At 31.9% G+C, this 11,793-nt stretch carries 10 protein-coding genes and 2 pseudogenes; 2 read left to right on the forward strand and 10 right to left on the reverse strand.

The features are described 5' to 3' along the window. Positions 1-24 precede the first annotated feature (24 nt). From DAD81_RS16400 to DAD81_RS16435, 9 genes and pseudogenes are all read right to left on the reverse strand, one after another. Positions 25-822 (reverse strand): DUF1961 family protein, encoded by a 798-nt coding sequence (locus tag DAD81_RS16400; protein ID WP_111709396.1) that lies wholly within the window; start codon positions 820-822, stop codon positions 25-27. 136 nt (positions 823-958) lie between these two features. Continuing rightward, positions 959-2,113 (reverse strand): alpha-amylase family protein, encoded by a 1,155-nt coding sequence (locus tag DAD81_RS16405; RefSeq protein ID WP_111709397.1) that lies wholly within the window; start codon positions 2,111-2,113, stop codon positions 959-961. Positions 2,114-2,293: 180 nt separating this feature from the next. After that, entirely contained in the window at positions 2,294-2,506 is a 213-nt protein-coding gene (locus DAD81_RS21045; RefSeq protein ID WP_262511284.1) for a transposase, read from the reverse strand. Between the two features lie 42 nt (positions 2,507-2,548). Further along, positions 2,549-2,659 (reverse strand): annotated as a pseudogene (locus tag DAD81_RS21050) (IS6-like element ISPmar1 family transposase); the annotation flags it as partial. Positions 2,660-2,766: 107 nt separating this feature from the next. Further along, complete coding sequence (locus DAD81_RS16415) at positions 2,767-3,615, reverse strand: sugar phosphate isomerase/epimerase family protein (protein ID WP_111709398.1); 849 nt, start codon at positions 3,613-3,615, stop codon at positions 2,767-2,769. 117 nt (positions 3,616-3,732) lie between these two features. After that, the gene (locus tag DAD81_RS16420; RefSeq protein ID WP_157961163.1) at positions 3,733-4,560 is read right to left on the reverse strand and encodes an SDR family oxidoreductase; all 828 of its coding nucleotides are present in this window, start codon (positions 4,558-4,560) and stop codon (positions 3,733-3,735) included. Continuing rightward, positions 4,550-6,136: a sugar porter family MFS transporter gene (locus tag DAD81_RS16425; RefSeq protein ID WP_111709400.1), complete on the reverse strand. Its 1,587-nt coding sequence runs from the start codon at positions 6,134-6,136 to the stop codon at positions 4,550-4,552. Before DAD81_RS16425 ends, DAD81_RS16420 begins: the two co-directional genes overlap by 11 nt. A gap of 9 nt (positions 6,137-6,145) precedes the next feature. Further along, entirely contained in the window at positions 6,146-6,862 is a 717-nt protein-coding gene (locus tag DAD81_RS16430; RefSeq protein ID WP_157961164.1) for a ThuA domain-containing protein, read from the reverse strand. Between the two features lie 87 nt (positions 6,863-6,949). Next, a complete protein-coding gene (locus tag DAD81_RS16435) occupies positions 6,950-9,298 on the reverse strand; it encodes an agarase (RefSeq protein WP_157961165.1) in 2,349 nt (782 codons plus the stop codon). Between the two features lie 318 nt (positions 9,299-9,616). Between DAD81_RS16435 and DAD81_RS16440 the strand changes: the two genes are divergently transcribed. Next, entirely contained in the window at positions 9,617-10,513 is an 897-nt protein-coding gene (locus DAD81_RS16440; protein ID WP_111709403.1) for a tetratricopeptide repeat protein, read from the forward strand. A gap of 44 nt (positions 10,514-10,557) precedes the next feature. Beyond that, entirely contained in the window at positions 10,558-11,220 is a 663-nt protein-coding gene (locus DAD81_RS16445; RefSeq protein WP_111709404.1) for a helix-turn-helix transcriptional regulator, read from the forward strand. Between the two features lie 145 nt (positions 11,221-11,365). Here DAD81_RS16445 and DAD81_RS21260 read toward each other — a convergent pair. Beyond that, positions 11,366-11,734: pseudogene (locus DAD81_RS21260) on the reverse strand (DDE-type integrase/transposase/recombinase); the annotation flags it as partial. Positions 11,735-11,793 lie beyond the last annotated feature (59 nt).

Consider the following 11,793-nt stretch of genomic DNA (forward strand, 5'->3'; position numbering starts at 1 on the left):
GGGTAATGTGTAGTTATTAATGATTTATTCTAACCCCCAAATTTTAAAGTTCTTATATCTTGCACTTCTTGTGTACATATGCCTTAAACCGACCCTTCCAGATTTGCATGAAGTAAATTTTGAAACATCCCATTTACAAACTAATCGGTCCTCAGCATTCATTTTATTTTGAACGTACATTTCAATTGTATTGTTAAATTTAATGACTTCAACATGATATGTCACATCTGTTTTAAAAAGTCCCGTTTTAAAATGGTCTCCTAGAACATAGGTTCCTTGAAACCTTTTAAGACTTGGGACATATCTACGTAATCGAATATAATCACTCCCTTTTGAATACTTGTTTGCATCAAAAGCAGCATAGCTTATGTGATATGTGTTCATATTCTTAATATATGTACTCATATGCGGTACTGTTCTTTTATTATTCCAAAGTGATATATCCATTGGATATGATGAATCGCCTTTTCCCGTAGCAAGAAAGTATAGAATATTGACACAACGTGAAGTAGTATCGGTACGCGTATAATCGTATTCAATAGCTATGTTTCCCTTGAAGCTTTTTTTTGTCCATAGCACCATGTGACATGTGTCATTACCATGCTCTGTTCCGGCAATTAACTCCATTCCTTTATCTGAATTTTTAACTTTAGATTTCTCACCATCAAGCATCCATTTTTGCTTCCAATTACTTATGCCCTTGTCTTCAAATAGCAGCTCCTTTTTTGACCATTTAGCTTTTCGTTTTTCCTTATTTGAACAACTATAAAAGCTACAAGTTAAACAAAGTGTGAAAAATAAAAAATAGATTTTAGTCGGCATATTTATAGTTTTTAAAATATTGATTCAATGTATTAATTTTATCATTTTCCCAATTATTTTTCATTCTACTTTATTAATTACTCAAAGATATTCGATCTTGGATATTTAAGAATTGGAAAGATTCTATGCGTTTTCTTTATGGTTTTACAAATTCAGGAGAATAACCATGAAATACACGAGCCAGTAAGGCAATGTTTTTTTCTACTCCAGTATCAAAATCAGTCAGCGGACGTGTTAAATAACTTTCAACAGGCTCGAAAAATTGGTCATAAGTTTTTAAACTTGTGTAGCAATAAATACCAATATTATCTTCTAGTGCATACTTTACAACATCTTCTGCTCGTAAATTCATTCGCTTTAAAAAAGTAGTTGATAATGTCGCAAGTAGACGGGTATGTTCACCTATTTGTTTGCGAGCAAAATCTACAGATTCTTTGTCACCGGCTTCATTTTGTAACCAATCTACCTGTCTTAGTAAGTCGGAATTTGTAATCTCTGGATTTTCAATTTGAGAACATGAGAGCCAGATAACACAATTGGGTTTTGTAGTTTTTGTTGTTGTATAGATTGCTTTCCAGCAGCGATCAATTGCTCTTCTTTTGTATTCTAGTAACTCTTGGGAAGTTACATTGTCTTTTCCTGGGAATGGTTTTTTCATTAGCTCAACATACATCTGTTGCTCACATTTCAACCATTTTTGCTCACGTTCCGGACCACATACTGCAGCTGTTGGATTCCAAAGCCAATCGATCATAAAACCATCCATATCTGTTTTTTCTATTGCATCTTTTATAGTAGTAGTTAGATAATTCAGGTATTCGGTAGTAAATGGAATATGTGGTTGATGCGGTGTTCCATAACTTAGATCAGGGTGTTCTAAACCCCATTTTTCGTTTGAGCCTACACAAAAATAGCCAAACACTTTCATGTCATTTTCACGTCCTAATTTTACCAAGTCTGTAAGAAAATCAGTTTTTAAGCCCGGTTGCTCAGGTACTACACCATCTTTATACCAAGCATAGCCATTAGACGAAACAGCAAAAGATTGAATAACATTACATCCGAGGTTCTTAAGCCAATCTACTTGTTCTTTTGGGTCAAAATCCGCCCAAGCTCCCGGAGCCGCAAATTTATTGCCATTTGTTTCTAGAGTATCACTTTTAGTTCGCCAATTGTAATCGATGCAGAAGGCCTTAATAGAATTATTTGTTTCAGTCTGACATGAATTTCCAAGGATAATCAGAACTAAGTACAGTGTGCATTTTTTCAATTTTGCATAAATGTCGTTCATATGTTTATTGTTATAGAGTTATTCATCTTTTATATCTAAAATTACATCTTTCTCCCGTGATAGTGGTGTTACTATTGTTTCTTTAATAATTTCGTCTTTAAATATACACTCTACACTTGTAATGTTAGGTTCTGTCACATCTGTTAAATTTAAGTATAAAGTTTTAAACTAATTTATTTTTTAAGATGCTAATGATATAAATGATTTGTAGGTTGAACTTTTAGGGTTCAACACTTGATTTTTCTTTATCATTCTAACAACTTCTATTCCTGATACGGTTTGCTTTGCTGATTCAAATTCTTTAAAACCTAAACATAACATTATACGCCACTTTATCATTGGATGATTTTGTTCTGCAATATTAATCAAATACTTGCATTGCCTTATTTTAATGTTTGAATAGTTGCATGATTCACTTTAACCCCCCCCCGCCCCGCCCCTAATAAATAAGAGTTCCTCTACATCTCTATAGCTATGACTAAACCTTAATTTAAAATAAACCGCTTGTAATATGATTGCCTTGGGGAAACAATGACTTTTAAACATCTCTTTTTAAAGTAAAGATAGATTTTTAGGTTTTCTTTAAACTAGATGCGACAGAACCGAATATTAATAGTAAAGAGCAGAACAAGGTCAATGTAAATTTTTTCATTTTAATAATTTGCCCTATGATTATTAATATACTCGGTTACATAATTAAAATAATCTACCGATTTACTGATGTATTCAACATTACTATTACTAAAATATTCAAACGAGATATTCCCATTAAAATTCTGACGTTTTAGTTCGTGTAACATTCCTATTACATCCATACAACCAGTTCCCCAAGGAAGAATACCTTCTTTATCACACCTGTCTTTTAATTGAATTCCAATAACCCTGCCTTCGCAAAGTTTAAGCATTTCCAGCGGGTTTAAACCTGAATAGGCCCAATTATTAGTATCAGGATAAATACCAATGTTTTTACTCAATTTTAATGTTTTGAAATAAGACATAATAGTACTAGGGTGCCAATATTTTGTTGGTGCCGGGTGGTTATGAATACCAACTGGAATACCATATTCTTGCGACAGTTTATCTACTAATTTTAGGTCCTTATATTCGGGTTCACTAATCAGCATTTTCACCCCCATATATTTAGCAAATTCAAATATATCACGCCATTCTTCTTCGCTTTCACCTTGAATAACACCAAAATGATTTAGCTCCATGCCTTTATCTTTAAAAAGCTTTTTTACCTTGTCCAATTTTTTCTTATCCAACCAATAATGAAGCGTATCAATTCCTAATCCCACATGCTGAGTACCACGATAAGTATCAACTTTTGTTAGCCCAGTAGCTTTTATGCTATCTAGCGATTCATTAATAGTATTTTCTTTTATAAAACTAACTGTGTGTACTGAAAGTGTCCAGTTTAGTTTTTCTGCCCCGCTTTTTGTTTGTCCAAATCCTACTATATGAATAGCGAAAAGGATTAATGTAATCATGTAATATTTCATCAGTAATATATTTAATTTATAAATCAATATTTAAATGGGCTTCACCACCAAACCCGACTTTATAATCTTTGTCTTTAGTGCAAACTATCTACTGTTATGGGCTAGAGTAAAAAACTATCACAGAATAACCCTAAGTAGGTTTTTTTCTTGTTTTACAAACTCTTTTTCATTTAAAAGAACCTCTTCAATATTTTTATCATCCGAGAAAAAATACTTACCTGACAATTTATCTGCTCTCCCACTAATGAGAGCAGAAATTAAGTCAATGGAATCTTGAGCATCAGACATTTTTCCATATTTAAGAATTTCTTCTAGTTTGGGCATGTATTTTCGACATACATCGGATTCTACTAGGTCCTCTGTACGTTCATTTTTTATAAAACCGGGATTAAAGCTAAATGCTTTTATATTTAAATTTTCTTCTTCTAATTCAATATTAACCGTTTCTGTAAATTTCACTATTGCTGTTTTTGCAGCACCGTAAGCAGAACCAAATGGCTTTGGCTCTTGAACTCCACCACCACCTAAATTAATTATATATCCAGAGTTTCTATTTTTCATAAGGTTAATAGCTGTTCGCGTACCTATAAAAGCGGTATAAAGATTTAAAGATACTTCGTTCCACCAATTTTCAGGTTCTAGCTCCCATGTTGGGCCAATGGCATTATGATTATTAACACCTACGTTATTAATCCAAACGTCGACTTTACCAGTGTTTTTAATAATTTTATCGCTAGCGTCTAAAACCATCTGTTCGTTCATCATATCTACAATATTAAAGGAAGCACTTCCTCCTAGAAGTTCAATATCTTTTACCAATTCCTCTAGACGATTTTTATTACGTCCTAAGCAAATAATATAATTTCCTTTTTTAGCTAAGCCTTTAGATATCATGCTTCCAACACCTCCACTCGCTCCAGTAATAACGATTATTTTATTTGACATTTTTATTTGTTTTTTTAGATAATACATTCTGTATTTGTTCTATGCTCATGTTTTTTGTTTCTGGTAAATATTTTATTAGTATAGCTAAACCTACTAATCCAAATAAAGCGTAACTCAAAAAGATATAAGCTACCCCCATATTTGCTAATTGCCAGGGGAAAAATAATTGCACTAAATAACTTGAAATACTAGTTAAAAACGCAAATGATGGAATCGCAATACTACGTAAAGAAATTGGAAATATTTCAGAAAACAATACCCATAGCACAGGGCCTATAGAAAAATGAAATGCGGCTATAAAACTTAAAATTCCAAATAAAATTAGACCTATATTTAACTTTGCAGCCTTTTGAATAATTGAGCTAGAATGTATTTTAGCTTCGTCTTCCCCTAATAGAAGTATAATTTTATCTTTAAAAACAGTATCACTTTCAAATTCTTTGTCAGCCAAAGAATTTAACACATGTTTATTTTTGATATCACTTAATTGAGAGACATCTTCCGTAGATAACTTATAGGTAGCGGCTTTAAATCCATAAGAACAGATGCTCAAACTTATAATTATCCATAAAAGCCCCCATATTACCATAGGTCTTCTGCCAATTTTATCAATTAAAAAGATGGCCAAAACAGTAAATAAAAGCCCGGTAAGTCCTACCCAAATAGCCTGAACAAAAGCAGCGTCTGTTCCAACTCCTAATTGCTCAAATACGGTAGGGGCATAGAACAAAACAGCATTAATCCCGGTTAGTTGTTGTACCAATGCAATGGTTACTCCAATGATTAATGTAAGTCGCATTGGCTTTCCTAAGATCTCTTTAAATTGAATCCAGATAGATTGATTTTGCTCCGTTTTAGACAAGTTTTCTTGCATGTCAATAATTTGATTATCGACTTCATTGTCTGGATAAATCTTTTTCAAAGTAGCTTTTGCGGCTTCAATATTATTGGTTAAAACTAACCAAGATGGACTTTCTGGAATAAAAAACAATAATATGAACCATAACAACGCAGGTAAAATTTCGGAACCCAACATCCATCTCCAAGTTTGCTCTTTCATTCCCCAAGAATCTATCCAAAGAGCATCACTGCCAACAGCTTGAATAATCAAATAATTTATAAAATATGCCGCCAATAAACCAATTACAATATTGATTTGATTTACAGAAACTAGCTTTCCTCGCCATTTGGGTGGAGCAATTTCGCCAATATACATGGCTGCAAGAGATAGCGAACAAAATGCCATACCTCCTAGAAATCTAGCGACAACTAAACTGGCATAATTAGGAGCAAAAGTGGAGCATACAGCAGAAATTAAATATACCAGAGCTACTAACTGTAGCGCTTTTTTTCTTCCAAAACGATTGCTGAGATATCCTGCTAGGGGTAAAGCGGGTAATACCCCCAAACCGGGTGCGCTTACCACAAAGCCTACTTCCCAATCGTTTAATAAAAATTCTTGAGTTATGTATTTAATTGTTCCTGAAATAACCGCGGCATCTAAACCGAAAACAAACCCTCCTAAAGCTACAATTGCAGCAAATGTAAATGCATTAATTTTTTCGTAATTTCTCATTTAATATTTTCAGTTTCTATTTAAACCAACGTAGTAGAGCGCATTGGTAATTAATTTTTTATAAGATGTATTTTCGTAAGCTTCTTTTGTAAATCCAGGCATTACATACACAATTTTTGATTTATTATAGTAATGACTCCAAGCGATTACGCTAGAAACGTCTGAATGATTACTACCTAGCAAAGGATGTACAGAGGGATCTCTATAAATATTTCCGTAATAAGCATCTTTTAGTGTAAAGTTCTCCAGTGCTTTCGTTACTGGGTGATTCTTATCAATTACCTCAATATCAAGTGTCATGTCTGTGAAATAAGTAGAATGCAGTTTTTCATCTTCAGTATAATTCTTTAAAAACCATTTTCCACCAATCAAATCGTGATACTCATCCCACTCTGGTTGAGAGGAGAGTGTAAAATGAAGAAATACCATGCCTATACCATGCTTTGTTAAAACGATATACTTTTTTTTATTCCAATCGTATTCAGAGTAATGTTTATTCTGATTGAGAAAAAGTATAGCGTCATATTTTTCCTTTATTTCATCTATTTTCATATCATAAAAATGTGAGTTAAGGACCAATGTTGCATTTACACCATCAAGATTGGAACACATATTTTCAAAATCTGGCGTATCATATGTATGACCTCCTCTAACCACCAAAAGGGATAATTTATCTTCTTTAGCTCTAAAACAAGACAGCATCAAAAGTGAACAAAGAATATACATCAATGGTGCTTTAAATATTTTAACTAACATGTTTCATCTAATTTTATGATTTTGTTTTGAAGGTGATTTCATTGGCATATTTAACATCTATTCAGACATAATATGCTTCTTTTTCTTCTCTTTTTTTAAATCGCCAAAACGTCTTGTATATAAATTTTCATGTAATTCTTTAGCTGCTTTTACCATCTGCGGATAGGGGATATCTGTCCCTGTAACGAAACCAACATTATAATTTTCACCATCATGGGCTCTTCCTGATATTGGCGAATCTGTGTATTGAAACCAATGAGCTCCTACGAAATAAGGGTTGTCAATAACGTCTCCAGTATATTGTTTATACATGCGAGCTCGATCTTCTTGATTTGTTGCATGAACAATACCTGGATGAAAAAGCCCTGTATCTAAAGCTCCAATATGATATTCACCTATAATTGCAGGCTTATCAAGTTTTTCAAGAAATCCCCAAGACTTTTTTCCGATACTCTCTCTATAGTAATTTATACTAAAAACATCAATGTATTTAGCGGCTGCCTGTCTTACTTCAGCAGTCATGCCCCAAGGGGTAAATCTAACTCCCATATAAAGATGATTTGGAAGTTTTTCTTTTAACTCTTCATTTACAATTCTAAAATATTCAGAAGCGTAAACTACAGTCATTTCTGCTAAATCGTCTAATAATCCTTTACTAAAAACGGTGTTATTATCAACTGCGACTCCCTTAGCTAAATCATTCCAAGAATTAATTTTTATACCCCAAGACTTACTCAACGATTTTATATTTTTATACTTTTCTTTAAGCAGTTTCATATAAACAGCTTTTGTTGGTTGTTCTTTCGCATTTTTCTTTAAAGCATCAATAGCTATAATAAAGCGTTCTTTAGGACTCGTATGATTTCCCCAACTTTTTTCGTTGTCAATAAAAACTCCAATACACCAAGGGTTACCTTTCACCTCATCTGCGACAACTTCTATGGACTGTTTTGCTCTTCTAGCAAACTCAGGATCAAATGGGTCTGGCATTGCTCCCCAATAGCCTTTACTTAGTGTTTTAAAATCACCAATAATCCATCCATTAGCAAAATATGGCATACGTTTGCTGCCATAGAAATCTTCAGCAGCCCAATTACCAAATGAAGTGAATCCCCAATCTAGCATACGGTCAATAGTTATATCTCTCCATTTAAGGATATAAGAGCCTGGATATTGCTCACCATATTTACGTTCTAAATTTGCTTGGTAAAAACTATAGGTTTCACCATGCTTAACAGGGCCTTTATGTGTTTCTCTGCGGTAACTGTAATGATTTGCTAATGGGTCGTTGTAGTCTGGAAGTCCAACAAACATATCGTTTCGATTAGGGTAAGCCCTGTATGCCGTATTTGTAATTTTCTCATTAAGCGTAACAATCCCTTTCGAATCTTCTGGAGTAACATCTTCAGGGTCCACATAACGTACAGAATCGTTTTTATAGTCAATCCCCGTAAAAGTTGTGGTGTTAGCCATACGAGCGTTTGCTATTCCTGTCGAGAAAAACAAATACCCTTCAGGATCGACTAAAGCCCACTTCTTTCCAACTTTTTCGGTTCTAAAAAACCCGGTTGCCTTTAATTTTGGACCATCTTTCCACCCGCCATAAGTACTACGGTCTGGCATTGGTTTAGATACCGCTAGTTCTCGTAATTCTTTTTCTGCAATTTGCCTTAATTCTTTATCCGATTTAACCTTTAAAGGGAAATCTAATTTATTACTTTGTCCGTATTTATCTACGATATTTTTTAAATAATCAGGATCAGTTTCGGGACTTTCGACCAAACGGATATTATCTAAAACTACTGTTTTATCCTTAAAATTACTTTTTACAAAAAACTTTATTTTTGAAATTTCTGAAAAATTAAGATTGTATTTCCATCCATTAATAAGCATTTTAACGGCTTCTGTTTTAAAAGCAACAGGATCGTCTCGTAATCCATAATCTTCACCAAGGGATTTGCCTTGGGCTTCTAAATAGTATGTTTTAGTTTGCCTTGAAGGTAATGCTACAGAACGTGATATGTTTTCATTATTAACGCTTTCAACACCAACATGTAATTGCACAGAAACATCTGTTAAATTAGTAGCATCGAAAACCAAACAAAAATTCTTAAACTCATTAGTAATCCATGGGGATTTAGGTTTCAAACTAACCCCCGAAGTTGACTCGTCTCCTTTAAAAGTTACTTTTAAGGCCTTATGACCTAGAGTTACTCCTTCTCCTCCAACAATTTCGGATGTGCCTTTTTGATATTCAATATCATATAAAATGTTTTTTGATTCGAAATTAAATAATTCCTTTTGCTTTTGATCTGCCCAAATCATTTCATTATTTTGTCCGTGTGAAATTATTGCGAAGCCATAAGCACACAGAACAATCATTTGTTTTATTAAATGTTTCATCATAATATTTTCTTTTATTAATCTTGATACTTTTATCTTAATGGTTCTAAGTATATTCCTGTTTTAGTTTAAGTAAATAGATAAAACGATTAAAATATAGGTATCTCAAAAATAACAGAAATAGAATTAAAAAATTAAAATTACTTATGTATTTAATATAGACATTTTGTAAAATTCAATAAAAATAATATAGACAAATTGATTATTTTTCTATTACAACCCCTTTTATTTTCTTACATTTAATAATTACATTTATTTTGATGATTTTTTTAAGATAATACTTTTTAACAGGGATTCTAACAATCAAAGATTTATTGACTAATGGTGTTTCATACTGCTTTTATTTTATTAACATTCCTTTATCAATTCGGTTCTAATTTTACTGAAACCGGATTTGAATCATTTGAGGTAAATCAAAGTCATTTCAATCAAGAAATTTTAGGCTCCGATAGTATGTCTTCTAATAGACAATCTCAAATAGAATACTTTGCTAAAATAGATACCTTACACGCAATTGATTCAATTATTAAAGGAGCAAATACTAATGCTTCCATTGGGAATTATTCAAAATCTTATGATGGTTATTGGGAAGCTCTAATTTATTCAAGTGAAATATCAGATAGTACGAGTATTGGTGAAATATATACAGGACTAGGCGTTCTATATAGCATGTTTGGAAGAAGTGTTGATGCTGAGAAATATTTCAACTTATCGTTATCATTACAAAAGAAAGATACAATAGAATCTGATAGAAAATATGGTTTACTTAGTAATACATATTATATGTTGTCTTGTCATAATAGAGAAAATAACAATTATGGAATTGCTCAAAGCTACTTAGATAGTTGTTGGGTTTTAATTAGGCAAAATCCATTAAAAATAGAAACCTATTTTTTGGAGGCAGAGCAAGGTTATCTTTTTTTTTATAAAGGTGAAATAGATAAAGGACTTGATCTTTTACTTAAGACTGAGAATGAATTTATTTCAAAAAACCCTTCATATTTAGTGATTCTTTATTATTTCTTAGGCAATATGTATTTTGAGAAACGAGATTATAAAAACAGTGAAAAATACTATATAAAATCATTAGAGTTTGCTGAAAAATATAATAGTCATCAAAACTATGTGCCAAGAACTTATCAAAAACTGGCAAATCTATATGTTCAAATAAATAGGGTAGACTTAGCTTTTAAAATTTACAGTTATCAAAAGATTTAACAGAACAACTTTTTAGCGCTAGGAGTAAAACAAATGGAGATGTTTTGGAAATTAAAGATGATTTTAGAATAAAAATCGAACTTCAAAAAAAAAAGCTAGAAACATCTAAATACAATGAATTGAAGCAACAGCAGAAAAATTTATTTTTAAAAAATGTAGTATTATCTATTTCATTTGCTTCTTTAATCATAATCTTGAGTTTTATTGCGTGGTATCTTTATAAAAGAAGAAAAACGGAGTACGAGAACTTTTTGATTAATCAAAAAATGAATGAAGAACGTACAGAGGAAATTATTGAATTTAAAAATAAGGAACTTACCTCATCTGCTCTTCAGCTTATTCAAAAAGATGAACTTATTCTTGAAATTAAAGAAATGTTAACCATGGTGAGTAAATCCAGTAGTAAAGAAGTTAGCCCGATTTTAGCTAAAATAAAGGTTAATAAAATCATGGATTGGAAAGAATTTAACACTCGGTTTACAACGGTAAATAAATCCTTTTATAATGCATTGAAAAATCAGTACCCTGAATTGAGTAATCGTGATCATAGGTTGTGTGCTTTAATTAAGCTCAATTTCTCAAGTAAAGAAATCTCTAGATTAATTGGTGTTTCAATGCAAAGCGTAAATACATCGCGCTATAGACTTAGAAAAAAAATGAATTTAAGTAAAGATGAAAATTTGTCTGAAGTACTGTTTCTTTTTTAATACAAAATCAATTTTATAATTCTTTCAGATTCTATATCATGTAGTTAAATGGAAAACTAAAACTATATTCAGATACGATAGAACCATATATGGATTCTGTCGCATCTGTTAAATCTAAGCATAAAGTTTTAATCTAATTTATTTTTTAAGATGCTAATGATATAAATAATTTGTAGGTGGAACTTTTAGGGTTCGACAGTTGATTTTTCTTTATCATGTGTACAATTTCGATTCCTGAAATAGTTCTTTTGGCTGATTCAAAATTTTTAAAACCAAGACCTAGCATTATACGCCACTTTATCATTCGATGATCTTGTTCTACAATATTATTCAAGTACTTACATTGCCTTATTTTAATGTTTGAAAAATTTCTCCGATTGTATCGCTTTATCGCTGCTGTATTCGACTCGCTCTTATCGATGTTTATCAGTTCTGGCATAACATCACTTTCGAGGACTTTAATTAAAAATCTTTGTGCAGATATTCGTTGTCTTCTTTTGGTTAACAAAAAGTCTACAGTATTACCATCTTAATCAACCGCTCTATATAAATATCACTGTTTCTATTAATAAG

The organism is Lutibacter citreus, assembly GCF_003260195.1.
Taxonomy (GTDB): domain Bacteria; phylum Bacteroidota; class Bacteroidia; order Flavobacteriales; family Flavobacteriaceae; genus Lutibacter; species Lutibacter citreus.